Origin of the sequence: Luteimonas suaedae (assembly GCF_008312895.1) — a bacterium.
Taxonomy (GTDB): Bacteria; Pseudomonadota; Gammaproteobacteria; order Xanthomonadales; family Xanthomonadaceae; genus Luteimonas; species Luteimonas suaedae.
Window position 1 is genome coordinate 316,373 of the sequence record NZ_VSSP01000002.1, and the last position, 25,621, is coordinate 341,993.

At 70.2% G+C, this 25,621-nt stretch carries 28 protein-coding genes, 1 tRNA gene and 1 other RNA gene; 9 read left to right on the forward strand and 21 right to left on the reverse strand.

The features are described 5' to 3' along the window. Positions 1-79: 79 nt before the first annotated feature. The 4 genes from fabD to FXO19_RS05635 all read right to left on the reverse strand — a co-directional run bounded on the left by fabD (position 80) and on the right by FXO19_RS05635 (position 3,004). Entirely contained in the window at positions 80-1,024 is a 945-nt protein-coding gene (fabD, locus tag FXO19_RS05620; RefSeq protein WP_149194089.1) for an ACP S-malonyltransferase, read from the reverse strand. A gap of 123 nt (positions 1,025-1,147) precedes the next feature. Continuing rightward, entirely contained in the window at positions 1,148-2,143 is a 996-nt protein-coding gene (locus tag FXO19_RS05625) for a beta-ketoacyl-ACP synthase III (protein WP_149194090.1), read from the reverse strand. Positions 2,144-2,273: 130 nt separating this feature from the next. Further along, entirely contained in the window at positions 2,274-2,468 is a 195-nt protein-coding gene (rpmF, locus tag FXO19_RS05630; RefSeq protein ID WP_149194091.1) for a 50S ribosomal protein L32, read from the reverse strand. Positions 2,469-2,497: 29 nt separating this feature from the next. Continuing rightward, on the reverse strand, positions 2,498-3,004 hold the full coding sequence (locus FXO19_RS05635; protein WP_149194092.1) for a YceD family protein: 507 nt from the start codon (positions 3,002-3,004) through the stop codon (positions 2,498-2,500). A 133-nt stretch (positions 3,005-3,137) separates the two neighbouring features. Between FXO19_RS05635 and FXO19_RS05640 the strand changes: the two genes are divergently transcribed. Further along, complete coding sequence (locus tag FXO19_RS05640) at positions 3,138-3,500, forward strand: hypothetical protein (protein WP_149194093.1); 363 nt, start codon at positions 3,138-3,140, stop codon at positions 3,498-3,500. Positions 3,501-3,504: 4 nt separating this feature from the next. After that, complete coding sequence (locus tag FXO19_RS05645) at positions 3,505-4,071, forward strand: Maf family protein (RefSeq protein ID WP_255516308.1); 567 nt, start codon at positions 3,505-3,507, stop codon at positions 4,069-4,071. A gap of 112 nt (positions 4,072-4,183) precedes the next feature. Here FXO19_RS05645 and FXO19_RS05650 read toward each other — a convergent pair whose 3' ends face one another. Beyond that, positions 4,184-6,040, reverse strand: a complete 1,857-nt coding sequence (locus FXO19_RS05650; protein ID WP_255516309.1) for an ArnT family glycosyltransferase — start codon at positions 6,038-6,040, stop codon at positions 4,184-4,186. A 140-nt stretch (positions 6,041-6,180) separates the two neighbouring features. Here FXO19_RS05650 and FXO19_RS05655 point away from each other — a divergent pair, with 140 nt between their 5' ends. The 4 genes from FXO19_RS05655 to FXO19_RS05670 are packed head-to-tail and all read left to right on the forward strand — an operon-like array spanning position 6,181 to position 10,663. Next, entirely contained in the window at positions 6,181-7,134 is a 954-nt protein-coding gene (locus FXO19_RS05655; protein WP_149194095.1) for an AAA family ATPase, read from the forward strand. After that, the gene (locus FXO19_RS05660) at positions 7,115-8,179 is read left to right on the forward strand and encodes a DUF58 domain-containing protein (RefSeq protein ID WP_149194096.1); all 1,065 of its coding nucleotides are present in this window, start codon (positions 7,115-7,117) and stop codon (positions 8,177-8,179) included. The genes FXO19_RS05655 and FXO19_RS05660 overlap by 20 nt, the downstream gene beginning before the upstream one ends. Further along, positions 8,172-10,169: a transglutaminase TgpA family protein gene (locus FXO19_RS05665; RefSeq protein ID WP_149194097.1), complete on the forward strand. Its 1,998-nt coding sequence runs from the start codon at positions 8,172-8,174 to the stop codon at positions 10,167-10,169. Before FXO19_RS05660 ends, FXO19_RS05665 begins: the two co-directional genes overlap by 8 nt. Continuing rightward, the gene (locus FXO19_RS05670; RefSeq protein ID WP_149194098.1) at positions 10,166-10,663 is read left to right on the forward strand and encodes a Slp family lipoprotein; all 498 of its coding nucleotides are present in this window, start codon (positions 10,166-10,168) and stop codon (positions 10,661-10,663) included. Before FXO19_RS05665 ends, FXO19_RS05670 begins: the two co-directional genes overlap by 4 nt. Positions 10,664-10,814: 151 nt before the next feature. Here FXO19_RS05670 and FXO19_RS05675 read toward each other — a convergent pair whose 3' ends face one another. The 4 genes from FXO19_RS05675 to dnaX all read right to left on the reverse strand — a co-directional run bounded on the left by FXO19_RS05675 (position 10,815) and on the right by dnaX (position 14,257). Then, a complete protein-coding gene (locus FXO19_RS05675) occupies positions 10,815-11,165 on the reverse strand; it encodes a histidine triad nucleotide-binding protein (protein ID WP_149194099.1) in 351 nt (116 codons plus the stop codon). Positions 11,166-11,354: 189 nt separating this feature from the next. Continuing rightward, complete coding sequence (recR, locus tag FXO19_RS05680) at positions 11,355-11,951, reverse strand: recombination mediator RecR (RefSeq protein ID WP_149194100.1); 597 nt, start codon at positions 11,949-11,951, stop codon at positions 11,355-11,357. Positions 11,952-12,144: 193 nt separating this feature from the next. Beyond that, positions 12,145-12,465 carry a YbaB/EbfC family nucleoid-associated protein gene (locus tag FXO19_RS05685; RefSeq protein WP_149194101.1) on the reverse strand — a complete coding sequence of 107 codons (321 nt, stop codon included), beginning with the start codon at positions 12,463-12,465 and terminating at the stop codon, positions 12,145-12,147. A 55-nt stretch (positions 12,466-12,520) separates the two neighbouring features. Then, complete coding sequence (dnaX, locus tag FXO19_RS05690) at positions 12,521-14,257, reverse strand: DNA polymerase III subunit gamma/tau (protein ID WP_149194102.1); 1,737 nt, start codon at positions 14,255-14,257, stop codon at positions 12,521-12,523. A 366-nt stretch (positions 14,258-14,623) separates the two neighbouring features. On the opposite strand from dnaX, the gene FXO19_RS05695 reads away from it, so the two are divergent. Both FXO19_RS05695 and ffs read left to right on the forward strand, forming a co-directional pair. Further along, a tRNA-Ser gene (locus FXO19_RS05695) sits at positions 14,624-14,716 on the forward strand. A 49-nt stretch (positions 14,717-14,765) separates the two neighbouring features. After that, an RNA gene (ffs, locus tag FXO19_RS05700) (signal recognition particle sRNA small type) lies at positions 14,766-14,862 on the forward strand. A gap of 96 nt (positions 14,863-14,958) precedes the next feature. Here the strand turns inward: ffs and FXO19_RS05705 are convergent. From FXO19_RS05705 to FXO19_RS05760, 12 genes are all read right to left on the reverse strand, one after another. After that, on the reverse strand, positions 14,959-15,576 hold the full coding sequence (locus FXO19_RS05705) for a hypothetical protein (RefSeq protein ID WP_149194103.1): 618 nt from the start codon (positions 15,574-15,576) through the stop codon (positions 14,959-14,961). Positions 15,577-15,627: 51 nt separating this feature from the next. After that, complete coding sequence (locus FXO19_RS05710; protein ID WP_149194104.1) at positions 15,628-16,578, reverse strand: alpha-L-glutamate ligase-like protein; 951 nt, start codon at positions 16,576-16,578, stop codon at positions 15,628-15,630. Further along, positions 16,575-18,104 carry an inactive transglutaminase family protein gene (locus FXO19_RS05715; protein WP_149194105.1) on the reverse strand — a complete coding sequence of 510 codons (1,530 nt, stop codon included), beginning with the start codon at positions 18,102-18,104 and terminating at the stop codon, positions 16,575-16,577. Before FXO19_RS05715 ends, FXO19_RS05710 begins: the two co-directional genes overlap by 4 nt. Further along, positions 18,101-18,673 (reverse strand): ATP-dependent zinc protease family protein, encoded by a 573-nt coding sequence (locus FXO19_RS05720; RefSeq protein WP_187775646.1) that lies wholly within the window; start codon positions 18,671-18,673, stop codon positions 18,101-18,103. Before FXO19_RS05720 ends, FXO19_RS05715 begins: the two co-directional genes overlap by 4 nt. Before the next feature lie 119 nt (positions 18,674-18,792). Further along, a complete protein-coding gene (locus FXO19_RS05725; RefSeq protein WP_149194107.1) occupies positions 18,793-19,821 on the reverse strand; it encodes a Vgb family protein in 1,029 nt (342 codons plus the stop codon). Then, positions 19,818-20,258 (reverse strand): molybdenum cofactor biosynthesis protein MoaE, encoded by a 441-nt coding sequence (locus FXO19_RS05730; RefSeq protein ID WP_149194108.1) that lies wholly within the window; start codon positions 20,256-20,258, stop codon positions 19,818-19,820. The genes FXO19_RS05725 and FXO19_RS05730 overlap by 4 nt, the downstream gene beginning before the upstream one ends. Positions 20,259-20,528: 270 nt before the next feature. Further along, on the reverse strand, positions 20,529-20,771 hold the full coding sequence (gene moaD / locus FXO19_RS05735) for a molybdopterin converting factor subunit 1 (RefSeq protein WP_149194109.1): 243 nt from the start codon (positions 20,769-20,771) through the stop codon (positions 20,529-20,531). After that, on the reverse strand, positions 20,768-21,265 hold the full coding sequence (gene moaC, locus FXO19_RS05740) for a cyclic pyranopterin monophosphate synthase MoaC (protein ID WP_149194110.1): 498 nt from the start codon (positions 21,263-21,265) through the stop codon (positions 20,768-20,770). The genes moaD and moaC overlap by 4 nt, the downstream gene beginning before the upstream one ends. Further along, on the reverse strand, positions 21,262-21,672 hold the full coding sequence (locus FXO19_RS05745) for a nuclear transport factor 2 family protein (protein WP_149194111.1): 411 nt from the start codon (positions 21,670-21,672) through the stop codon (positions 21,262-21,264). Before FXO19_RS05745 ends, moaC begins: the two co-directional genes overlap by 4 nt. Continuing rightward, positions 21,672-22,694, reverse strand: a complete 1,023-nt coding sequence (gene moaA, locus FXO19_RS05750; protein ID WP_149194112.1) for a GTP 3',8-cyclase MoaA — start codon at positions 22,692-22,694, stop codon at positions 21,672-21,674. Before moaA ends, FXO19_RS05745 begins: the two co-directional genes overlap by 1 nt. 154 nt (positions 22,695-22,848) lie before the next feature. Continuing rightward, positions 22,849-23,601, reverse strand: a complete 753-nt coding sequence (locus tag FXO19_RS05755; RefSeq protein WP_149194113.1) for an MBL fold metallo-hydrolase — start codon at positions 23,599-23,601, stop codon at positions 22,849-22,851. Position 23,602: 1 nt separating this feature from the next. Continuing rightward, positions 23,603-24,355: a 3-deoxy-D-manno-octulosonic acid kinase gene (locus FXO19_RS05760; protein ID WP_149194114.1), complete on the reverse strand. Its 753-nt coding sequence runs from the start codon at positions 24,353-24,355 to the stop codon at positions 23,603-23,605. A gap of 21 nt (positions 24,356-24,376) precedes the next feature. Between FXO19_RS05760 and FXO19_RS05765 the strand changes: the two genes are divergently transcribed. After that, on the forward strand, positions 24,377-25,444 hold the full coding sequence (locus FXO19_RS05765) for a glycosyltransferase family 9 protein (protein ID WP_149194115.1): 1,068 nt from the start codon (positions 24,377-24,379) through the stop codon (positions 25,442-25,444). The last annotated feature ends 177 nt before the right edge of the window (positions 25,445-25,621 follow it).

The following is a 25,621-nucleotide window of genomic DNA, read 5'->3' on the forward strand; positions in this document are numbered from 1 at the left end:
TTATCGCGGATGAACGCGGATAAAGCCTTTCAGAACCAAAAGCCTTATCCGTGTTTGTCCGCGTTGATCCGTGGCTGGATCACGCCTTCCAATCCGCCAATGCGGCGTCGAAATCGCCGGGCGTGCCGAGCGCGCGCGCGTCGAGCGTCTTGTCGATGCGCTTGGCTAGTCCGGTCAGCACCTTGCCGGGCCCGCACTCGCCGATCCGCCGCACGCCGCGCGCGGCCAGGGCCTGCACGCAACCTGTCCACTGCACCGGCAGGTAGAGCTGGCGCACCAGCGCGTCGCGGATCGACTGCACGCCCTCGTGGACCTCGGCATCGACGTTCTGCACCACCGGCAGTTCCGGTTCGCGCCACGCAAGCGCGGCCATCGTTTCGGACAGGCGGTTGGCGGCGTCGCGCATCAGCGGCGTGTGCGAGGGCACGCTGACCGCGAGCTTGACCGCCTTGCGCACGCCCTTCTCCGCGAGCAGGCCGAGCGCGCGCTCGACCGCGGCCGCATGCCCGCCGATGACGATCTGGCCCGGCGAGTTGAAATTCGCCGGCACCACGATCTCCTCGCCGGACGCCTGCGTGCAGATCTCGGCGACCAATGCATCCTCGGCGCCGAGCACCGCGGCCATGCCGCCGATGCCGGCCGGCGCGGCCGCCTGCATTAGTTGCCCGCGCACGCGCACCAGGCGCGCCGCGTCGCCGAGCGACAGCGCGTTGGCGGCCACCAACGCTGCGTATTCGCCCAGACTGTGGCCGGCCAGCACCGAAGGCACGGCCCCGCCGTGGGCGCGCCACAGCCGCCACACGGCAATGCCCGCCGCGAGCAACGCGGGCTGGGTGAACTCGGTGGTGTTGAGGCGGTCTTCGGAGCCGGGCTGCGACAGCGCCCATAGGTCGACGCCGGCGCCCTCGGAGGCCTCGGCGAAATCCTCGCGAATGGAGGCATGCCGCTCGGCAAGATCGGTCAGCATCCCCGGCGACTGCGAACCCTGGCCAGGGAAAACGAAGGAAAGCTGCGGATCGGTCACGCGCACGTCCGGCGGAGAAAGCAAGCGCAAGATGATACGTGTCCGGGCGCCGGGCTGTCTGTACGAAGGCGTATGTCGCGCCGCTGCCCGTTCCGCGGCGCATGCGTACGCCGCGGACGGAACTCAGTATCGCAGCAGCGCCGAGCCCCAGGTGAACCCGCCGCCGAAGGCTTCCAGCAGCAGCAGCTGGCCGCGCTGCACCTGGCCGGAACGGATGGCGTGGTCGAGCGCCAGCGGCACCGAGCCGGACGAGGTGTTGCCGTGCTTGTCGACGGTGACGATCACCCGCTCCATCGGCATGTCCAGGCGCTTGGCGGTGGCCTCGATGATGCGCAGGTTGGCCTGGTGCGGGATCAGCCAGTCGATGTCGTGGCGGTCCAGGCCGTTGGCCTCGAGCGTTTCCTCGACCACCGAGTCGAGCGCCTTGACCGCGTACTTGAACACGTCGCTGCCGGCCATCTGGATGCGCACGCCGACGTTCTTCTCGTTTTCCTTGAAGCCGACCGAGACCCCGACCGGGTTCCACAGCAGCTCCTTCTTGGCGCCGTCGGCGTGCAGGTGGGTGCTGAGGATGCCGGTCTCGGCATCGGCCTTGAGCACCACCGCACCGGCGCCGTCGCCAAACAGCACGCAGGTGGTGCGTTCGCTCCAGTCGACCATGCGGGTGAGGGTCTCGGAGCCGACCACGAGCACCGTCCGGGCGTCGCCCGTACGGATGAACTTGTCGGCGACCGAGATCGCGTAGAGGAATCCGGAGCAGGCGGCGTTGACGTCGAACGCGCCGCAGCCGTTGGCACCGAGCCGGTGCTGCAGCAGGCAGGCGGTGGACGGGAACACCAGGTCCGGCGTGGTGGTGCCGAGCACGATCAGGTCGAGCTCGTCCGGCTCGACGCCGGCCGACTGCAGCGCCCGCACCGCGGCGTGATAGGCCAGGTCGCCGGTGGTCTCGCCATCGGCCGCGATGTGGCGCTGGCGAATGCCGGTGCGCGCGGCGATCCACTCGTCGCTGGTGTCGACGATCTTCGACAGGTCGTCGTTGGTCAGCACTTTGGCCGGCAGATAGCTGCCGGTGCCGGCGATACGCGAGTACACGCGCGGGATCGAGCCCGATTCGCTCATCTTTGGGACTGTCCTCGGCCGGAATGCCCGGCGGCATTCGTGCGGACGACTTCGCGGCGGCCAGGTGAGGACGGCACGGGTGCCACGAAGCGTCCGGAACCGCCGTCGGCGACGGCGGCGCGCAACACCATCAGTCGTCGTCGACGATCTTCGACTTGACCTGGATCACCTGCTTGCCGCGGTAGTAGCCGTCGGCGGTGATGTGGTGGCGCACGTGAGTCTCGCCCGTGGTCGGATCGGTGGACAGCTGCTTGGCGGTCAGCTTGTCGTGTCCGCGACGCATGCCACGGCGGGAGGGGGAGACGCGGGATTTCTGCACAGCCATGGGGATCGCTCCAGCAACAGATTCTGTTTTCAGTGTTTCTTCAATGCCGCCAACGCCGAGAACGGGTTGGCGCGTTTTTCCTCGTCCGCCGGCACCGGCCAGTCGCGTTCGACCGATTCCGAACCCGGCACCACCGGCACCAGCGGGACGGCCAGGATCAGCTCGTCCTCGACCAGTTCCGCCGGCCGCAGCTCGCCGTCCCCGGCCAGCAGCAGCGCCTCGTAGCCCGGCGGCAACGCGGCCTCGTCGGCTTCGTCGCGGATCAGGCCGAGACGCTGCTCGATGCGCACCGGGTGCAGGAATCGCTGCAGCGTCCGCTGGCACAGCAGCGGCAGCGCGGCTTCGATCCGCAGTTCCGCATACGGCACCTGCAGCGCGTCGCGACCGAACCCGAGCGAGAACTCCGCCTCACCCTCGCCGTCCAGCAGCACGTCCCGCAGGCGCGGCATGCCGGACAGCGGCAGACGCCCCTCGAACACCCGACCCGCGGCGACCATGCGCCAAGCGTCGACGACTTCGGGCACTTGCGCGGACATAAGAGGCGGAATGTTAGGCCCCGCCCGGGCACCTGTCAAACCCGCGCCCGGGCCGCAAGCCCTTGTCCCGGGGGGAGTTTGCTCCTGTCCGGGCGCGGCGGCAGACTGGCGTTTCGTTTCCGGGGTCATTCACGTGCTGCCGATCCTCGCCTTGTTGCTCACGGTCGTCGTGCTGGCAGCCGCCTGGCTGCTGCTGTCCAGGCGGCGCGGCGGTCGTCGTGAACAGGCCTTCGCCCGGGTGCTGGACGCCGCCGACGCCCTCGAGGAGCGCCTGCGCACCGCGCGCGCCGAGATCCAGGCGGTCGCCGGCGACGACGAGAACCCGGTGCGCGAGGCGCTGCAGGAAATGCTGCGGCAACGGCTGTGGCTGCAGCAGTATGGCGCCGGCGCCACGGTGGAGCAGCTCGACGCGGTACGCGAATCGATCGATGCCGCACGCCTGCGCATTGACCAGCAACTGCTGCAGATCGAGCGCGCCCGCGCGCCGCTGCACTAGCGCCGTGCGCCTGGTCCTGGCCTCCACCTCGCCCTACCGCCGCGATCTGCTGCGGCGCCTGCGGCTGCCATTCGAGGTCGCGCGGCCGGACGTGGATGAAAGCCCGAGAGCGGCCGAATCGCCAGCCGCGCTGGCGCAGCGGCTGGCGCGCGCCAAGGCCGCGGCGGTGTCCGCAGCCGATACCTGGACGATAGGCTCGGACCAGGTCGCCGAACTCGATGGCCGCGCGCTCGGCAAGCCCGGCGGCCGCGATGCCGCCCGCGCCCAGCTCGCGGCGATGTCGGGCACCGAAGTGCGGTTCCTCACCGCGCTGGCACTGCGCCACGGTGACGGCCGCTGCCTCGAGGCGCTGGATGTGACGGTGGTCCGCTTCCGCAGCCTCACCGGCGACGAGATCGCGCGCTACGTCGACGCCGAGCAACCGTTCGACTGCGCCGGCAGCTTCAAGGCCGAAGGGCTCGGCATCGCCCTGTTCGAGGCGATCGCCAGCGAGGATCCGACCGCGCTGGTCGGCCTGCCGCTGATCGCCACGGCGCGACTGCTGCGCGAGGCCGGATTCACCGTGCCTTGAGGCCAAGACGGTGGGCCGAGGCCCACCCTATGCCACCCCAACCCACGGTTCGCGCCCCTGCCCGCGCCACCGCACGCGGGCGCTGATCCGCGCCAATCCGTGGGAAAAATGCCTATCGAATCGTCACCGGTTGCTCGCGCCATTGCTCCACGCTGCCGTCGCGGCCGTGCAGGCGCAGGCCCAGCCAGTAACGACCCGGGCGCGCAACGGTGGCATCGATGGTCGCGTGGAAGCCGACCTTCGGATGCTCCGGATCGTTGGAGATCTCCCAGTAGCCGGCAACGCCCGGCGCTGGCGTCCCGTACTCGGCCTCCGCCACGACTTCGCCGTCGAGCGTCACCTCCACCCGGTCCAGGCCGACGCCGTCCTTGAACGCCCACCCGCGGATTTCGAACGGCCGCCGCACCGCGGCGCCGGAAATCGGTGTGTCGATCCAGGCCAGCGCCGGCGCCGCACAGGGGCGGTCCTGGTCGCGACCGGCGCCGTCGAGCGCGAACAGCAGGAAGCGCTGCGCACCGTGGTCGATGTTGAGCACGCGCGGCGGCGGCAACGGCCCGACCCGCTCGCACAGGACGTGATAACGCCGCAGCAGCTGCCGGTACTGCACGTCGCTGGCGCCGACAACCAGCAGCACCGGGGCATCACCCCACTCGTCGCGGCCGCGCGTCCGCAGTCTCCACAATTGCAGCTGCGGCGCGCGACCGTGCGCGCGGTTGAGCGGATGGTCGAGCACTGCGATGCGCGGATCGCCCAGCGCGAAACCGAGCTCCGCGCCGATCTTGAAGTTGTCGGCGACGACCCGGGTGTCCGCCGGCATGCCGGCGCGCATCTCCTCCACCGCGTCGGCCAGGACCGTCCAGCCGGCGAAGTTCGACGGATACCACTTCAGCGCCGCGCTTTGCGCGCGCACCGAGGGCACCGACACCGCGACGTAGTAGGCGCTGATCACGCCCAGTCCAAGCGCGGCCAGCGCCCAGGTCGCGCGCCGCAGCCAGCGCGGCCAGGCATCGAGCAGCGCCGGCAGCAGCGGCAGCAGCGCGAGATAGCCGGGCAATGGCCAGTGGAAGCTGACGCGCTCGGTATCGGCGAAAAACCCGAGCGCGAAGAAACCGAGCACCACCAGCCCACCGAGCAAAGCGAACAGGCGCGCGGCCGGGCGCTCGTCGCGCCGCGAGCGCCACGCCGCCCACATCAGCGCCACGAACAGCAGCGGCGTGACCAGGGCAAGTTGCGTCGGCAGGAACAGCAGGCCCTCGGGATGGAAGGACCAGGGGTGGCGGTCGACGAGCTGGAAGCGCAGGCCTGCCTCGGCATTGTCGAGATTCCACGCCAGCAGCGGTGCCCAGGCCGCAGCGCCGAAGGCGATCGCGATCCACACCCGTGGGTCGCGCAATGCGCGCCGGCCGGCCGGCAGGCACAGCAGCGCGACCATGCCGACACCGATGACCGCGATGAAGCGGTAGTGGCTCAATGCGCCGATCGCCAGGCCCAGCGCCAGCAGCAGGGTCGCGTTGTATTCGACCTTGCGCAGCAACCGTGCGCCGGCATCGATGCACAGCAGGGTCGCCAGCGCCATCGGCACGTCCGGCAGTGCCAGCAGGCCGAGCGTGCCCGCCAGCGGCAGCAGCACCGTGGCGCTGCCGGCGAGCCACGCTTGACGTTCACCGAACTCGCGCGCGACCAGCTTCACCATCCACCACGGCAGCGCCGCGGCCATCAACAGGAACGGCAGGCGCACCCCGAACTCGGAATTGCCCGCCACCTCGACGCCCAGCCGGATCAGCCAGGCGGTCAGCCCCGGCAGATCGGAATACGCCCAGCCGGGGTGCTGCCCTTCCTGCCAGTAGAACGCCTCGTCCACGAACAGCGGCAACTGCGTGGCCAGCACCAGCTTGAGCAGCAGCACCGTCGTCCACAACGCCACGAACGTGCGCCGCGCCCGGTCGGTGCGCATATCGCCTTCACGCATGTCGATGGCATCCGGCATCCGCATTCGCATCCGACCCCGTTACACTCGTTGCACCCGCGATGGACCTGTCCGGCGTTGCCCCACGCGCCGTGATGCGCGTCGCGATCCGGGATTCACCCACATAACGCCGGAGATCGCCGATGTCCGTATCGCCCGCGCATGCCGACATGCTAACCGACGATCTGTTAAACGCGCTCAAGGCCGCGCAGCAGCAGGTCAACGCGCTGTTGCTGGGCAAGGCGCAGGAAGTGCGGCTCGCCTTCGTCGCGCTGCTGTCCGACGGACATCTGCTGATCGAGGACCTGCCCGGCCTCGGCAAGACCACGCTGGCACATGCACTGGCGGCGACGGTCGGGCTGGGCTTCCAGCGCGTGCAGTTCACCTCCGACCTGCTGCCTTCGGACATCGTCGGCGTATCGGTCTACGACGCGCAGGCGCGGAAGTTCGAGTTTCATCCGGGGCCGGTGTTCGCGCACGTGCTGCTCGCCGACGAGATCAACCGCGCCCCGCCGCGCACGCAGAGCGCGCTGCTCGAGGCGATGGCCGAGCAGCAGGTCAGCATCGACGGCAACACCCACCGGCTGCCGGAGCCGTTCTTCGTGATCGCCACGCAGAACCCGCTCGATCTCGCCGGCACCTATCCACTGCCCGATTCGCAACTCGATCGTTTCCTGCTGCGGCTCAGCCTGGGCTATCCCGGCCGCGATGCCGAGCGCGCACTGCTCTCGGGCAGCGACCGCCGCGGGCTGATCGCGCAGGCGCAGCCGATGCTCGACGCCGCGCAGGTGGTGCGGCTGCGCCACGCCGCCCGCACGGTGCACGCCAGCGATGCTTTGGTGGACTACGTGCAGGCGCTGGTCGAACGCAGCCGCCACCACGGCGGCGTGCGCGTGGGGCTGTCGCCGCGTGCCGGCATCGCCCTGCTGCAGGCCGCGCGCGCTTACGCGCTGCTGCTGGGGCGCCGACACGTGCTGCCCGAGGACGTGCAGGCGCTGTTCGCCGCGGTCGCCGCGCACCGCCTGGTGCCCGAATCCGAGGCCGGCGACGGCGCCGCGCTGGCGAAGGCGATCCTGCATGCGGTCCCGGTCGACTGACACCACGCCGGCGCGCGCGTCCGCGCCTCCCCGCCCCGCGACGGCGGCCTCCGCCGGCATCACGCCGGCCGCTTCCGGCTTCGCCGCCGCGTGGCGGCGCCTGCTGCTGTTCGCGCGTCCACGCCAACCCGAAACGCTGCCGGCACGCTTCAACCGCAACCGGGTCTACGTGCTGCCGACCGCGTTCGGGCTGTTCTTCCTCGTGTTGCTGCTGACCATGGGCGTGGGTGCGCTGAACTACAACAACAATCCGGCGCTGCTGTTGTGCCTGCTGCTGACCGGGACCGCGCTGGCGAGCCTGCTCGGCGCACACCTGCAGCTGAGCGGGCTGGAAGTGCACGCGGTCGGCGCCGAACCGGTCGCCGCAGGACGCCCGCTGCTGCTGCGCTTGCACGTGCGCGCCGACCCGAAGCGGGTGCGCCGCGGGCTGCGCGTGGAGATCGGCGACGCCGCCGCCATGCTGTCGCTCGCCCAGGGCGCCGGCGAGGCGACGCTGGAGCTGCCCACCCTCCATCGTGGCTGGTACGAACTCGACCGCATCCGCATCTCGACCACGCGGCCGCTGGGCCTGGCCCGGGCCTGGGCATGGGTGTGGCCGGAGGCGCCGCTGCTGGTCTATCCCGCGCCCGAGGCGCACGGTCCGCCGCTGCCCGAAGGCGCCGGCGACAACGCCCAGGCGCGGCTGCATCCCTCGGGCGATGACATCCACCACCTGCGCGGCTGGCGCCGCGGCGATTCGCGGCGCGCGATCGCGTGGAAGCCTTCGGCGCGGCGCGACACGCTGGTGGTGCGCGAGTACGAGCAGCCGCAAGGCGCCGATGTGGTGCTGGATTGGCGCCGGCTGTCGTCGCTGCCCGACGAGGACCGCATCCGCCGCCTGGCGCGCTGGGTCGACGAGGCCGAGCGCGACCAGCGCCGCTACCGCCTGGTGCTGCCCGGCCAACCGCCGCTGGGCCCGGCCGGCGGTGCGCAGCACCGGCACGCCTGCCTGCGCGCGCTGGCACTGCTGCCCGGCCAGCCCGCACCGGTCGCCGCCCATGGCTGAGCGGCGGCCGTCGCCGACGCTGGATGCCGGCAGCCGCGCCTGGGCGCTCGCGGCCACCGCCAGCTGCCTGCTGCCGCTGCTGCTGCAACTGCCCGGAGCGGGCGGTCCCGCCATCGGCGGCCTGGGATTGCTGGTGGCCGCGATCTCGTGGCGCCATCGCATACCGGGCTGGTTGCGGCTGCTGCTGGCGCTGGCGCTGATCGGCGTGGTGCTGGCGACCGCGCGCTTCGCCTTCGGCCGCGACACCGGTTGTGCGCTGCTGGCGGCGATGCTGGCGATCAAGCCGGTCGAGCTGTTCACCCTGCGCGACGCCCGCAGCCTGCTCGGATTCGCGCTGTTCGCGCCGTTTGCCACCTTCCTGCTCGACCAAGGACCCTTGTCGCTGCTGCTCGGGCTTGCCGGGGCGACGCTGGCGCTGGCGGCGCTGCTGCGACTGTCGGAACTGGAATCGGGCGACGAGCGCGCGGCCGGTTCGGACATGGCCGGCGCCCATGGCGCGTGGCGGCGCCTCACCGCGGTGTTGTGGCTGATGGCGATCGGGCTGCCGCTGGCGTTGACCGCGTTCTGGCTGTTCCCGCGCATGGCGGCGCCGCTGTGGGGCGTGCCGGAGCGGGCGGTGGCGCGTCCGGGCCTGTCGGACACGATGACGCCGGGCGAATGGATCGACTTGCTGGGCGACGACTCGCCCGCTGCGCGGGTCCGGTTCTTCGGGCCGAGCCCGGCGCCGGAGGAGATGTACTGGCGCGGTCCGGTGCTGCTCGACTATGACGGACGCAGCTGGTCGCGTGCCGAGTGGCTGGGCGGGCTGCCTCCCGCCGAGACCGCGCGCGGTGGCCGCACCTGGGACTACGAGATCGCACTCGAACCCACCGACCGCCGCCACGCAGTTGCGTTGGAACTGCCGCTGGCCGCCCCCGACGGCGTGCAGCTGTCGCACGACTACAGCATGACCGCAAGCCGACCGTTGAGTTCGTTGCAGCGCTGGCGACTGCGCTCGGCGGCACCGGTCGCGTTCGAGCCGGAACTGCGGCCGATGCTGCGCCAGCTGGCGCTGCGGCTGCCGCAGGGCTTCAATCCGCGCACCGTGGCGCTGGCGCGGCAGTGGCGACAGGAGGCCGGGCCGGACGACGCGGCCGTCGTCCAGCGGATGCTGCGCTGGGTGCGCAGCGACTTCGCCTACACGCTGGCCACGCCGCTGCCGGGCCGGCACGCGGTCGACGAGTTCCTGTTCGACGAGCAGGCGGGTTTCTGTGAACACTACAGTTCGGCGTTCGTGGTGCTGATGCGCGCGGCCGGGATTCCGGCGCGGGTGGTCACCGGCTATGTCGGCGGTTACTACAACCGCTTCGGCGAGTACTGGATCGTGCGCAGGATGGACGCGCACGCCTGGGCCGAGGTCTGGCTGGACGGCCGCGGCTGGGTGCGCGTGGACCCGACCGCGGCGGTCGCACCGGAGCGCATCTACGACACGATCGAGGACCTGCCGCAAGGTGGCTTCGATGCGCTGGTGCGGATGACGCCGGTGGTGGATTTCGGCGACTGGATGCGCCGCGGCTGGAACGACTTCGTGCTCGGCTTCGATGCCGCCCGCCAGCAGCGACTGCTGCAGCCGCTCGGCATCCGCGAACTCGCCCCGCGGCAGTTGATCATCCTGTTCGCCGCCCTGGGCGGCCTGGCGCTGGCGTGGATGCTGTGGCTGGTGGCGCGCGGCGAGCGCGAGCGCGATCCGGTGCTGCGCGCCTGGCACCGCCTCGGCGAGCGCTATGCCCGGCTCGGACTGGCGCGCGCGCCGCACGAGCCGGCGGCGCGCTGGACCGCGCGCGTGCTCGCGGCGCGGCCGGAGGCGCACGCCTTGGCGGCGCTCAGCGCACGTTTCGAACAATGGCGCTACGCTGCGGATCGTGGCGACGCGAGCTCGGCCCGCGCACTGGCGCGGGACCTGCTGGCGCATCGCCCCGACCGTACGCCGGGACCGGAGAGACCACGATGAAGACCTTCGCTTTGACCGCCGCCGTGCTGGCCGGCCTGCTACTCGCCGGCTGCGTCACGCAACCGGCCCCGCTGCAGGGCGACTACCCGGCGATCACGCCCGAGGACGCCGCCGCCGGCGACCTTACCGGCACCATGGTGCGCTGGGGCGGACGCGTGGTCGAGGTCGAGCCACAGGCCGACCGCACCTGTTTCACCATGCTCTCCACCCGCCTGGACGCGTCCGGCCGCCCCTACGGCGGCAGCGATGCGACCGGCGGCCGCTTCCTCGCCTGCCGCATCGGCTTCTACGATCCGGCGGTCTTCGAGGAAAACCGCGAGGTCACCTTCACCGGGCGCATCGACGGCTACGAGACCCGACGCATCGGCGAATACGACTACCGCTTCCCGCACGTGACGGCCGACGTCGTCTACCTGTGGCCGGAACGCGAGGACGTGCGCGTGATCGTGCACGATCCGTACCCGTACCCGTGGCACGGCTGGTGGTGGTGGTGACGCGCATTCGCCCGTAGGAGCGCGCCGCGCGCGCGATGCCGCGGGCATTTCACCGCCAGCGAATTCCGGTGACCGGCGCGCCTGCCAGTCCGGAATCGCGGTATCCACCGGATCCTGTCGGCACCCGCGGTATCGCGCGCATGGCGCGCTCCTACGCCGCCGGGGTGCCGAAGCCGCCGAGCTGGGCGCCGGCGAGCAGGTGCAGATGCAGCTGGTAGACGGTCTGGCCGCCGTGCGCATTGCAGTTCATGACCACGCGGTAGCCGTCCTCGGCGAAGCCTTCCTTGCGTGCGTACTCGGCGGCGGCCAGCGCCAGGCGGCCGATGAGTTCGGCGTGTTCCGGCTTGGCGGCGTCGAGCGACGCGATCGTCTGCTTCGGCACGAACAACACATGCACCGGCGCCTGCGGCCCGGTGTCGCGGAACGCGATCAGGTACTCGTCCTCGTAGACGATGTCCGCCGGGATCTCGCGACTGATGATCTTGTGGAAGATGGTGTCCATGGGGGAGCCGTGATTGGTGATTGGTGATTGGTGATTGGTGATTGGTGATTGGTGATTGGTGATTGGTGATTGGTGATTGGTGATTGGTGATTGGAAAAGCATACCCTCCCGCTGCCATGGGTACCGTGAGGGACGGCGGCCTCTATCGCTTCTGGCGAATCACGCATCACCAATCACGAATCACCGCCCTCAAGGCACCTCACTGCGGCTGCCGAAGGCATGCGACAGCGTGCCGCGGTCGGCGTATTCGAGTTCGCCGCCCAGCGGCAGCCCGTGCGTGGGCCGGCTCGGGCGCACGCCGTGCTGGCGCGCGAGTTGTGCCAGGTAGTGCGCGGTGGCCTCGCCTTCGACCGTGGGGTTGGTGGCGATGATCAGCTCCTGCACGTCGCCTTCGGCCAGCCGTGCGGCCAGGCGGTCGAGCCCGAGTTCGCGCGGACCGATGCCGTCGAGCGGGCTCAGCCGTCCCTGCAGCACGAAGTACAGCCCGCGGTACTCGGTGGCCTGCTCGATCGCCAGCCGGTCGGCCGGCGTCTCCACCGCGCACAACTGGTGCGCATCGCGCGAGGCGCTGGCGCAGATCGCACAGATGTCGGTTTCGCTGAAATCGCGGCAGCGCTCGCAATGGCGGATGTGCTCGATCGCCGCGGACAGCGCCGCGGACAGCCGCGTGCCGCCCTCGCGCTGCCGCTCGAGGATGTGGTAGGCCATGCGTTGCGCGGTCTTCTGCCCGACCCCGGGCAGCACGCGCAGGGCTTCAATCAGCTGTTCGAGCAATGGCGATGACATGGGTACGGGGGCTCGGGGCTCGGGCGGAGCTCGGGGGAAAGGCTAAAGAACTGTCATCCCAGCGCAAGCTGGGATCCAGGTTGCTGTCGGCCGCTCAATACAACCGCAAAATCAAAACGGATCCCAGCTTGCACTGCGATGACAAACAAAAAACCGGCAGGCTCTTTCGAATCCCGAACCACGAATCCCGGCTTCAGAACGGCATCTTCATGCCCGGAGGCACCGGCATGCCGGCGGTCGCGGCCGACATCTTTTCCTGCGACTGGGCATTGACCTTGTTGACGGCGTCATTGAAGGCGGCTGCGACCAGGTCCTCGGCCATTTCCGGATCCGACAGCACGCTGGGGTCGATGCGCACCTTGCGGCATTCCATGCGGCCGGACAGGGTCACGTTGACCATGCCGCCGCCGGCGCTGCCGGTGACCTCGAGATTGGCGAGCTCTTCCTGGGCGCGCTGCATGTTCTCCTGCATCTTCTGCGCCTGCTGCATCAACTGGGCGATGTTGTCACGCATGGGGGATTTCCTCGGACGGTGTGGATGGGCTGCGGGCGCGGCCCGCACGGAGCAATCAATTGTCGTCGAACGGCCGGATCGAATCCGGCACCACCTTGGCGCCATGCTGCGACATCAACCGCTGCACCTCGGGGTCTTCCAGAAACGCCCGCTCGGCCGCGTTCTGGCGCGCATTGCGCTCACGGGCATGACGCCCATGCGCGGTTTCGCCGTGGGCCGGAACCGCGGCCTCGAACCGGATCTGCGGCGCGGCGCCGAAATGCGGCGCCAGCGCGTCGGCGAACTGGTCGACCAGGAACGGTGTCTTGAGATGGTCGTCGCTGGGCGGCAGCGCGAGCCGCAGCACGCCATCGGCATAACCGACGAGGGCGGTGTGGGCGGCCAGTTCCCGGACCGGGCCACGCAGGCCAAGGCCGGTGACCAGATCGGGCCAGCGTTCCGCGTCGATCTGTCCGGCCACGTCCACATTGGAGGCTGGTGCCGGTGCCGGTGTCGATGCCGCGACCGGCGCCGGTGGCGCTGCTTCCACCGCCGGAGGAGCCGCGACCTCCCTCGGCGTCGGCGCCGCAACCGCACCCGGCGCCGGCCGCCGCGGCGCTGCGGCCGCTGGCTTGGCGCGATCGGCCTCCATCGCCGCCCGCGCCGCCGCGGCCGCGTTCGGACGCGACGCCTGCCCTCCCGGCGCGGCCGTGGCCGGTGTGGAAGCGGTAGCTTCCGCGGGCCGGAACGCCAGCATCCGCAGCACGCTCATCTCGAAGCCGGCGCGCGGGCTGGGCGCCAGCGGCAGGTCGCGTCGGCCGCCCAGCGCCATCTGGTACCAGAGCTGCACCACCTCGGCGCGCACGCCGGCGGCCAGTGCATCCAGGTCGAGGCCGTCGGCCTCCACCATGGCGTCCGGCACCAACTGTCGCACCTGGATCCGGTGCAGCGCCTCGGCCAGTGCGTCGAGCACGCTGCCCCAGTCGGGTGCGAATTCCGCCAGCGTCGCCACTTCGGCCAGCAGCCGTTCGCCGTCGCCGGCGGCCAATGCCTCGAGCAACGCGCCGACCCGGGTGCGGTCGACGGTGCCCAGCATCGCGGCGACCGCATCCGTCTCCAGGCGCCCGCCGGTGTAGGCGATCGCCTGGTCCAGCAGCGACAGGCCGTCGCGCAGGCTGCCGTCGGCGGCCTTGGCCAGCTGGCGCACCGCCTCCGGCTCGGCGGCGATCTCCTCCGCCGCCAGGATCCGGCCGATCTGGCCCTCGATCTGCCCCAGGTCCAGGCGCTTGAGATTGAACTGCAGGCAGCGCGACAGCACCGTCACCGGCAGTTTCTGCGGGTCGGTGGTGGCGAGCAGGAACTTGACGTGCTCCGGCGGCTCCTCCAGCGTCTTCAACAGCGCGTTGAAGGCCGACTTCGACAGCATGTGCACTTCGTCGATCAGGTAGACCTTCACCCGGCCGCGCGAGGGCATGTACTGGGCGTTGTCGATCAGCTCGCGCACGTCGTCGACGCCGGTGTTGCTGGCGGCGTCGATCTCCAGCAGGTCGACGAAGCGGCCCGCGTCGATGTCGCGACAGGAGTTGCACTCGCCGCAGGGATCGGCCGAGGTGCCGCGTTCGCAGTTGAGCGACTTGGCGAAGATACGGGCGATCGTGGTCTTGCCGACGCCCCGGGTGCCGGTGAACAGGAAGGCATGATGCACGCGGCCCAAATCGAGGGCATTGGTCAGCGCGCGCACCACGTGCTCCTGACCGACGAGTTCGGCGAACCGCCGCGGGCGCCACTTGCGGGCGAGGACGAGATAGGACATGCGCCCATTCTGCCACGGCATCCGCCCGCACCTGCTACAAGGCACACAGAAGCGAATCGATGCCGGCCTCCCTGTAGGAGGGGCTTCAGCCCCGACCTGCCACGCGACGGAAGATCCCCTCCGCCATGGTTTCCCTTCGCAAACACCGGCGGCGCGTTCATCGTGACCGCCCGATGCGTCTGCCTGGCGCGGTCGGGGCTGAAGCCCCTCCTACAGGGGGAGCCGCGGCCTCGTCTTGCTGTGTGAATATCGCTTCGCCCCAGGGCATCTGGGAATGCTTGCATGCCCCCCTCGTCCTTGTCCCCGTCCTCCCCGAGGGCTAGAATTACCGGCCCTGATGCCCGCGTGGCGTGTTCAGGCCAGGACGGAGAGGTGTCCGAGTGGTTGAAGGAGCACGCCTGGAAAGTGTGTAAGCGGCTAAACCCCGCTTCGCGGGTTCGAATCCCGCCCTCTCCGCCAATTTCATCAGACGTCGTGCAATGCGACGCGCATCGTTCCTATGGTGGCCCCGTCGGCCCCTCGCGACGCTAGATCGAAAACCCCGCCAGGGCCGGAAGGCAGCAACGGTATCGGTCGACGCGGGCGCCGAGGTCAGTCGGCGGGGCCATCGCCATTCAAGGGCATGTCCGGCGGTCATTCGCTGCAATCCGTCGTGGCGACGGCATCAGCATGACCGTGCCGGAGCGGACTGCCTGGCGCGCTCAGTCCATGCGTTCGACCAGCGCCTCGCCGTCGTGCTGGCTGAAACGAAATGCGTAGGACAGGCGCAGCGGCGTGACCCGTTCGACCATGCCATCGGCAAGACAGGGGTCGTCGCCGCTGAAGCCTTCAGGCGCCTGACAGAGATAGGCCGGTTCGTACGACCAGCCCTGCACGGCCCTGACCACCGAGGCGGAAAACTCCGCATGCTGCGGCGATGCGTCCTGTGGACATGCCTCGTCGGCGCGCTGCCGCACCGCGAATACGCCACCATCCTCGCCGATGTCCACTTCCACGCAGACCGTCACCGGCGGCAGGCGCGACGGCAACAACCGCGGCGGATACTCGGGCATCGCGACCGGATCGATCAGGTTCGGATAGACGAAGCGCTGCGTGGCCGCCAATTCGAGATGCGTCGCACCCGGCGGCGGCAACAGCAGGGAGACGCCCACGTCCCCGGAATTGACCGGTGGCGCCTCGCCCACCGGAGCGGTGGCGCACCCGTATCCGGCTGCGACGGCGACGAACAGGAAAATCGCGGTGAACCGATGCCACCAACCCCTGGCAATGCGATCGGGATCGCCGATCAAAGTACGGCCCTTCGAAACATTGCACGTCATCCTGTCGCTCCCCTCGGCTCCTGCATCACGCGTTGAAGCCTACCCGAGGAGTCACGTCGATGCGAAGCGCGCCTTGACGAACGCCGCACGCGCTTCCACCGCCCTGTCCTTGCCGCCCTCGCGCTCGACCAGCTCCAGCCGCGCCCGCAGTCCCTGGCGGTTGGCGATCTGGATCGACAGCCCGGGCCGCGCGTTCAACTCCAGGATCAGCGGGCCGTGGTCGCGATCGATCACGATGTCCACGCCGAGGTAGCCGAGCCCTGTCAGCTCGTGGCAGCGGGCCGACAGTTCCAGGATCCGGTCCCAGCCCGGAATTGCGACGTTCGCCAGCGGCTGCATCGTATCCGGATGCCGGTCGATGCCGTCCTCGTGCCAGACGCCGTGGGTGGTGAGGCCGCTGGCGATGTCGATGCCGGCGCCCACGGCGCCCTGGTGCAGGTTGGCCTTGCCGCCCGACAGCCGGGTCGGCAAACGCAGCATCGCCAGCACCGGAAAACCGCGGAAGACGATCACACGCACGTCCGGCACGCCGAGGTGCGAGATCGCGTCGAACACCGCGTCCGGACGCACGCGGTATTCGATCATCGCCTGGTCCGGCCGGCCGCCGAAGCTATACGCCCCCGACAGGATGTTGCCGAGGTGAAAGATGATGTCGTCCGCCGACATCGGCGCGCCGCTGACCTTGAGGAAGTTGCTGCCCATGCGGCCCGCGATCACCACGATGCCGTCGCCGCCCGCGCCGCACGCGGGCTTGACGACGAAATCATCGTGATCGCCGAGGATGCGCTGGAACTGCCGCGCGTCGCGGTAGGTCGCAATCACGCCATAGAGTTTCGGCACCGCGAGATCGGCATCCAGCGCCAGCTGCTTGGTCAGCAACTTGTCGTCGACGAGCGGATACAGCCGGCGCGGGTTGCTCTCGCTGATATAGAGCGCATTGCGCGCGTTCAGCCCCAGCACCCCGGCCCGACGCAGGCGATGCGGCAGCACGAACCAGCTCACGGGCGGCCGGCCCCGGCGAACGCGCGGAAGCGCAGCAGCTCGCTGAGGCGGTAGCCGGTATAGCGGCCCAGCAGCAGCGCCAGCGCGAGCACCACCAGCAGCACTTCGGGAAACACGAATACGAAATGGTCGACGCGCGGCTGGAACATCACCAGGTAGCAGGCCACCGCGACCAGCAGGCTGCCGATGCTCTGGCGGATGGCGTCGCCGGCGCCGTGCTCCTCCCACACGATGGAGATGCGCTCGATGGTCATCGCCATGATCACCATCGGGAACAGCGCCACCGACAGGCCGATGTCGAACTGCATCCGGTACGACAGCATGCTGACCAGCAGCATCAGCAGGATGACGACGATGACCACCACCGCCAGCCGCGGCACCAACAGCAGCTTCAAGTGCTCGAGATAGAACCGCACGGCGAGGCCGAGCGCCACGATCACCGAAAATAGGATCAGACCGGACGTCAGATCGGTTTCCCGGAACGCGAGCGCGATCAATACCGGCATGAAGGTGCCGAAGGTCTGGATGCCGACGACATTGCGCATGAACACGATCAGCAACACCCCGATCGGGATCAGCAGCAGCGCGCGGTACACGTTCTGCACATCGACGGGCAGCGTCGACAGCGAGTACGCCATGACCGGCGATCCGGCGAGCTGGGCCTGTCGGGTCACCATTTCCAGCGCCGGCTCCAGCGTCCGCGTCACCGAGAATCGCAACTCCGCACCGTGCGCAGGGTCGACCGCATACGGCGCGTCGCCGCCCCGCCACCACACCAGGAAATCGTCGGGATAGCCGCGGGCGCCGCTGCCCGGATCGATCGGGATCCAGTCCTCGCCGTTGTTCACTTCCAGCCAGGGTTCCGTGCGCAACCCGCTCGCGCCATCGGCAAGCCGGATCCCCTGCACCATGCGCGCCGGGATCCGCGCGCCGGCCAGCACCCGAATCGCGGTCCGCGCAAGTTCGTCGCGCGAGGCCGGGTTCGGCAGCAGCAGTTGCACGTTGTTGTCGGGAGCCGGACTGGCGAGCACCCGCACCAGGATCGACGCGAACGTGGCGATATCCGCGGACTTGCTGCGCACCTCGTCGAGGATCGCCTGCACCGCCTCGCCTTCCAGCTCCCCGTATTCCGGTGCCTGCTCCAGCGGCGGCATCGGCTGCGGCTCGCGCTCCTCGTCGCTCCGCGCCACCGTCGCCCGGTAGTACAGCGTCTGGTGCCCGGAGGGACGGCGGGTGCTCCACAGCGCCATCCGGCGGCCGCCGCGTTCCTCGGTCTGCAGCCCGTAGCCGCGCGAGACGAAGTTCTCGTCGAGCAGGACGTACCCGGGCGGATCGAGCGGGATCGCCAGCTCGGCCTTGACCGCGGCGCCGGTCGGCTCGAACGACAGCCGGGCCTCGACGATCCAGCCCTCGACTTCCTCGTTCGGCGTCAACGGATACCCGAGCGCGCGCACCTTGTATGCGATCAGGGAGACCGCGGTCACCAGCAATACCAGCACCAGTGACAGCAGGTGCCAGCGCCTCATTCCGCCGCCAACCGAAGCGCCGTCGCCCGATCCATGCCGGGCGATATCGACGATGAGCGCTGCTTGCAGGACGGACGGCGGGTAAAGGTCTCACCGGAATCGACCAGCACGTGGCCACGCATGTAGTTGCGGCCGACGAGCACCGGGTAGACGAACGAACTGCGGTCGACCAGCGTGAACTCGTGTTCGCGGTAGATATCGCCCAGGCACATGCCCAGGCGCACCACCGGGCGGCGCTGCGTGGTGCCGTCGTGCTTGCGGATGCGGACGTGGCGCACCAGCCTGGCCTCGATGGTTTCCTCGATGTCGCGGCCCTCGTCGAGGATCGTGAAACGGACATGGCGCTTGCCGCTGCGCCGGAAGATCTCGATATCGTCCGCCGTCAACGAGGACGTGGTGGCGCCGGTGTCGAGCTTGGCCTTGAGCCGGATCAGGCGCTGGCCGATTTCGACCCACTCCACCCAGCCGAAGATGTCCTGGACGCGGGCTTTCTCGGATTTGGAGCGTTGCTCGGCCGGCCACGCCGGTGCCGCGACAGCCAACAGGCAGGCCGCGATCCATGCAGTCATGAAGCTTCTGATCATCGGTTTCGATACATCCATGCGACCCGCAAAGGCATGAGGATAAACCGCTCTATCCTACAGCGATTCGGCGCGTACCCGATCCGGCACGCTGCCGGCGCATCGCCTCAGTCGCTTTCCCGATGACCGGCCACGATCCCCAGGGCATCCGGTTCGTTGCCGGTCTTCCAGCGCTCGACCACCCGCCAGCTCCGCCTGTCGACCACGGCGATTTGGTTGCCGCCGCTGACGGCCACATAAACGCGCGTGCCGTCCGGATCGGCGATCACGCCGATCGGCAGCGCCGCCCTGCCGAGCATCGTCTCCCGGTACCGGGCGTCCGGTTCGGCCAGCGCCACGATCGCCACCGGTTTGCGGCCGGCAGCATCGAACACCGCCAGGGTGGCGGCCCTGGCGTTGGTCACCAGCGCGTGGCGGCCGTCGGCAGTGAAGGCGACGCGGATCGGGAAGCCTTCGCTCTCCAGGGTATCGAGTACCTCCAGCGTGTCCGGGTCGTGCACGGTGACCGTGCCGGCCTCGCGGTTGCTGACCCAGACCGTCCCGTCCGGTGCGAGTTCGATGCCCTCGGCGCCGGCACCGGCGGGGCGTTCCAGCGTGCTGCCGTCGTCGAGCTCCACCCGCACCACGCTGCCGGCGGCGATCTTGCTGACGTAGGCAACGGCGCCGTCGCGCGACAGCGCCACCATGTGTCCGCCGCCCTTGCCGATCCCGATCACGCGCTCGATTTCGCCGGCCGCCGGATCGACCAGCAGCAGCGAGTCGCTGTCCTCTGTGGTCACCAGCAGACGCTTGCCGTCCGGCGTGAAGCGCACGCCGTGCGGACGCGCATGCGCGCCCAGGTCAATGTTGCCGGTGGCCTTGCCGGACGCGGTGTCGATCAGGGTCAGGGCATTGCCCGGCCGCTGGCTGCCGTAGCCGGTCACCACCGCCAGGCGCCGGTCGGGACTGACCGCGATCTCGTGCGGCCCGGGGGCGGTGTCGATCTCGCCCAATCGGCGGCCGTCTGCGAGGTCCAGCCGCCACACCGTGTCGTCGGACTTGTTGCCGACCAGCAGTTCGCCCCGGCCGGATGCCGGGCCGGCCGCCAGCAGCGTTCCGGCACAGAGCACGGTCAACATCAGCATGGATCGGTTCATCGTGTCTCTCCCGGCGCGCCGGCGTCGGGATGCAGCCAGTCTGCGTCACCGTCGGCGTAGCGCTCGTGTTTCCAGATCGGGACCCGGCGCTTGACCTCGTCGATGATAAAACGGCAGGCGTCGAAGGTCATACCGCGGTGCGCGGCCGAGACGCCGACCCAGACCGCGATCTCGCCGATGGCCAGCTCGCCGGTGCGATGCACGCACAGGGCGTCGACGAGCTCGAAGCGCGTACGCGCCTCGTCAAGGATGCGTTCTCCTTCCGCCTCCGCCAGCGCGGCATAGGCCTCGTAGTGCAGCCCACGCACCGGCCGGCCGTCGTTGTGGTCGCGCACCCAGCCCTCGAAACTGCTGTAGGCGCCGGCATCGGCGCGCAGCAGGCCGGCGCGCAGCGGTGCGATCTCGAACGGCGTGGCGGAAAGTTGAAAGCGTTTCATGTCGATTGTTCGTGCCTTCTTCACTCGTTCGTGGTGCCGGTGGCGGCTCTGACCACATGCTTCGGCCATCATGGCCGGGATACCCACCCTGTTGCCTTCCATGGCGAGACAGGATCGGCTTTGGATCGCCCGGCCCGGCTTGCCGGCCCCGCGCAGCGCGCGGGGCGTTCGCCCGAGGCGCGAGGCAATGCCTCGCAAACGCCTCGTACTCACCCATGGCCGGGCGTTCGCGGCCGCAGCAGATGCCAATAAGGCATCTGCTGCGGCCGCTCACCCCCCGCTGACCGGGGGGATGAAGGCGATCTCGGCGCCCGCGGCCACCGCATCGTCCCAGCGCGCGAACGCGCCGTCGACGGCCACGCGCAGGCGCTCGACGGACAACGCGAAACCGTGCCGGGCCTGCAGTTCCGCATACAGCGCGTGCAGCGTCGGCGCCTCCGTGCGCAGCGATTCCTGCGCGACGCCGGCGGCGTCGCGCAGGCTGGCGAAGTACAGCACGGTCACCTCGTTCATGCCCCCGCCTCACCGAAATCGCGCTTGCCGCCGCGCTTGCCCAGCAGCTTCGCCGGACCCAGCACGATCGCATGCGACAGCGCCTTGCACATGTCGTAGACGGTGAGCGCGGCGACGGTAGCGCCGGTCAGCGCCTCCATCTCCACGCCGGTGCGGTGCACGGTTTTCACCGTGCACTCGATACGCAGCGCGCGCGCGTCGTGCCAGTCGATGGCGATGCGGATGCCGTCGATCGGCAGCGGATGGCAGAACGGGATCAGCTCGTGGGTGCGCTTGACCGCCAGGGTGCCGGCGACGATCGCGGTGTCCACGATGCCGCCCTTCGCGCTTTTCAGGCCGCTGGCGCGCAGCGCCTCCGCCACCGCGGCCGGGAACCGCACGCGGCATTCCGCGGTCGCGGCGCGCGCGGTCGCGGCCTTGGCGGACACATCCACCATGGCGGGCCGTCCCGCCGGATCGAGATGCGTCAACGCGGGTGCGGAGGCATGCTTCATGTCGCGCTCGTCGGAGGAGGGGGCACGATGGTACCGTCGCCGGCCAGCGGCGTGCCCTGATGGAACACCATGCACCAACCGGCAGCGTCGCGGCGCCACAACGAGCTGCGCAACGACCGTCGCGTCTCGCCATCGGCGCTGCGCGTCGCGCGATAGGTCACCTGCGCCAGCCCGTCCGCGAGTTCGCGCACCTCCAGCGCCTCGGCTGCGAACGCCACGCCGGATTCGTGCGGCAGGCGCGCCAGCGCCTCGTCCTTGCCGAACATGCGCCCGGAGGCGCCGATCTCGCGGAAATCGTCGGCGAGCAGCCGCGCCAGCGCTTCCGTAGACGCGCGCACGTCCGCGTTCAGCAGCGCCAGTTCCAATCGGATCAGATGCGCCTGCAGCGATTCGTCCGCGGAAGTCATCACCCACCGACCAGGAACATTTCGACATGCCGGCGCGCGGCGCGCGGACTGCCGCGTTGCTCGCTGTAGCGATCCGCACGCCGCGACCACAGGGCGGCGACGCGCTCGGCCAGCGCGGTTTCGCCCGCCCGCAGCGCCGGCCGCAGATCGGTGCCGCCGGCCGCGAACAGGCAGGTGTAGAGATGGCCGTCGGCGGAGATCCGCGCACGATGGCAGTCGCCGCAGAACGGCGCGGTCACCGAACTGACGAAGCCGACCTCGCCGCCGCCGTCGACGAAGCCGTACCGCTCCGCCACCTCGCCGCGATAATGCGGATCGAGCGGCTGCAGCGGCCAGCGCGCGTGGATCCGGTCGCGCAGCTCGGCCGAGGGCACCACGCGTTCGCGATCCCAGCCGTTGCAGGTGCCGACGTCCATGTACTCGATGAAGCGCAGCACGTGGCCGCTGCCGCGGAAGTGCTCGACCAGCCGCAGGACTTCGCCGTCATTGACGCCGCGCTGCACCACGCAGTTGAGCTTGATCGACCCGAACCCGGCCTCGACGGCCGCGTCCAGGCCGGCCAGGACCGCCCCGACATCGCCGCGATCGCCGGACAGCTGCCGGAACAGCGCCGGATCCAGCGCATCCAGGCTGACCGTCAACCGCCGCAGTCCGGCGCGGCGCAGCGCCCGTGCCTGCCGCGCCAGCAGGCTGGCGTTGGTGGTCAGCGCCAGGTCCTCGATGCCCGGCACCCCCGCCAGCCGGGCGACCAGGTCGGGCAGGCCCTTGCGCAACAGCGGCTCGCCGCCGGTGATCCGCAGCTTGCGCACGCCGACCCGGGCGAAGCCGCGCACCATGGTCTCGATCTCGTCGAACGACAGCCGGGTGGCGGCGTCGAAACCGTAGTCGTCGGGCACGCGGTCGGCCGGCATGCAGTAGCCGCAGCGGAAGTTGCACGCCTCGATCACCGACAGCCGCAGGTCGTGCAGCGGCCGCCCCAGGGTGTCGAGCGGTAGCACCGGCAATGGCGATATCGCGTTCATCGAATCTCCATTCTAGGCACTCGCGCGTTATGCAGGCGGCAATCGCCGCCATCGGCGTCCATTGAACGCGATCGGCGCCGGCGCCGCTTGCCGGATCCTGCGTCTTGCTTGCCCGATCGGCCACCGCCGAGCAGGTCCGCGGCCGGCGTGCCCGTCAGCCGGCGGGCGCGCGCTCCGGTTCGGCCAGCGCCAGCACCTCGCCCTGCCCGGCCACGCGGCGGCCACGCGCGCGCATGGCCTCGCCGTCGGCGCCACTGGCGTAGTGGTACAGCACGCAGCGCGCCAGCAGCTCCGGCGGGTATTCGCGCTCGAGGTCGTCGAGGCCGCTGTGCGAGGGATTGCCGTGCAGGCCGCAGTCGTGGGCGACGGTCTCGCCGGCATCGGCGTACACCTTCAGCAGCTCCGCGATCGGCCGGGTGTCCCCGGTCCATACCAGGCTGCCGCGCAGCCGCAGCCCGTACGCGGTGCGCGGCCAGTGGTGGCGCACCGCGAACGTCTCCAGCCGCAGCCCGTCGTGCCAGAACGCATCGCCGACCGGGATCAGGTGGAACGCGTCCCAGAAATTGGCGCCGCCCTCGGCCAGCGCATTGGGATAGTCGCCGACGCGCTGGTGCAGCAGCGGCAGCACCGTCGCCGGCACGTAGACCGGCATCCGCCCACGGCGCGCGGGATCGAAATATTCCGATACGAACAGGCGCTCGAAGCCGGAGACGTGGTCGAGATGGGTGTGGGTGACGAACAGCGCCCGCGGCGGCTCGCCATAGTGCGCCAGGCAGGCGGTCAGGCCCTCGCTGCCGCAGTCGATGGTCAGCCACGGGGCGCCGTCGCGCTCGATCGTCGCCATCGACGAGCCGAGCTCGACCGCCGACGCATTGCCGACCCCGTGGAAGCGCAGCGACCAGGTCATCTCAATACCCCCGCGCCCAGCGGGCATCGTAGGCGGCACGCAGGCGGGCGAAATCGGCGCGTACCGCCTCGGCCGGGCGCTCGCCGCGCAGCTTCAGCAGCGAACGCTCGAGCCGGGCGAGGTTGCGCGAACGCCAACCGGTCTCCGGCAGCCGCAGGTGGCCGCGGTCCAGGTCGATCAGCCAACCCTTGCCGGCGGCGTCGAACAGGATGTTGTGGGCGTTGAGGTCGGCGTGATCGAGGCCGGCGCGATGGAAGCGCGCGATCAGGCGTCCGGTTTCCTGCCAGGGGGCATCGCCGGCCGCCACCGCCACGCGGTCGGCGAACGAGCGCACGCCGTCCAGGCGCCGGACCAGGATCGCCGCGCGGTAGAACGGACCGCGGCGCAGGTAGCACGAGGCCAGCGGCTCCGCCACCGGCAGCCCTTCGCGATGCAGGTCGCGGGTCAGCCGGAACTCGGTGAAGCTGCGCACCCGGGCGATGCCGCGCCACAGGTGCGCATCGCGACTCACGCGCGCCGCCAGGCCGCCGCGCAGGTAGTGGCGCAACACCGCCGCACCGAACGGGCCGTCCACGAACCACGCGCCACCGCGGCCGCCACTGTCGACCGGCCGCGCGCGTTCGCCCCAGAACCGTGGATCGAACCAGTCCGGCTCGACTTGCCGCGCCAATGCGGCGTCACTCAGAATCGATCCGTATCCGCCGCCCGCATCGCGGAACGGCGTCAGGCTTTCGCTGGCGTCGAATCTGACCATCCAACGAGTCTAGCAAGCCGCATGGCCCCGACCCCGCCGCCGCCATCGCCTTCCCCGCCGCGCTCGCTCTGCCTACTGCGGCTCTCGGCGTTGGGCGACGTGACCCACGTGCTGCCGCTGGTCCATACCTTGCGGCAGGCCTGGCCGGACACCGCGCTCACCTGGGTCATCGGCAAGGGCGAACAGCGGCTGCTGGACGGCCTGCCCGGGGTCGAGTTCATGGTCTACGACAAGCAATCCGGCCTGGCGGGCATGCGCGCACTGCGACATGCGCTGGCCGAACGCCGCTTCGACGCTCTGCTGCAGATGCAGGTCGCCGCCCGCGCCAACCTGCTGTCGGCGTTCGTGCCGGCGCGGCGCCGGATCGGCTACGACCGTTCGCGCTCCAAGGACCTGCACGGCCTGTTCGTGAACGAACGCATTCCCGACCGGCCGGGCATCCACGTGCTCGACGCGATCGGCAGCTTCTGCGAGCCACTGGGGCTGAAGCAGACCGAAATCGCCTGGAACCTTCCGGTTCCGGACGACGCCCGCGACTGGGCGCGCGCGCAGTGGCCCGGCGACGACACCCCCACCCTGCTGATCTCGCCCTGCTCCAGCCACGCGCTGCGCAACTGGCGCGCCGAGCGCTATGCCGCGGTCGCCGACCATGCCGTGGCGAAGGGCTGGCGCGTCGTACTGTGCGGCGGTCGCAGCACACTGGAGCGCGACACCGCCGACGCGATCGTCGGCGCGATGCGCGCGCCGGCGCTGGACCTGGTCGGCAAGGACACGCTCAAGCAGCTGCCGGCGCTGCTCGAGCGTGCGGACCTGGTGATGACACCCGATTCCGGACCGATGCACATCGCCAACGCCATGGGGACGAAGGTGCTCGGCCTGCACGCCGCCAGCAATCCCGAACGCAGCGGCCCGTACTCCGACCGCCGATATTGCGTGGATCGCTACGACGCCGCAGCGCGCAAGTACCTCGGCAAGCCGGCGAGCGAACTGCGCTGGGGAACCAAGATCGAGCACGAGGGCGTGATGGACCTGGTGACCGTGGAGGACGCGATCGCGGCGTTCGAATGCCATGCCGGCGACCGCCACTAGGCCTGCGACGTCCGGAAACGGCGAGATCCGCGCCACCCACACCGCGACCATGGTGCGTCCCCATTCGACGCCGGCCGCCCCCATGACTTTCCCGCAACGCATTCCGCCTCACCGCCCTGCCCGCCGAACCCTTCGCCCCGCTGTTCGCGCTGGACGCCCACGCCCTGGCTGAACGCT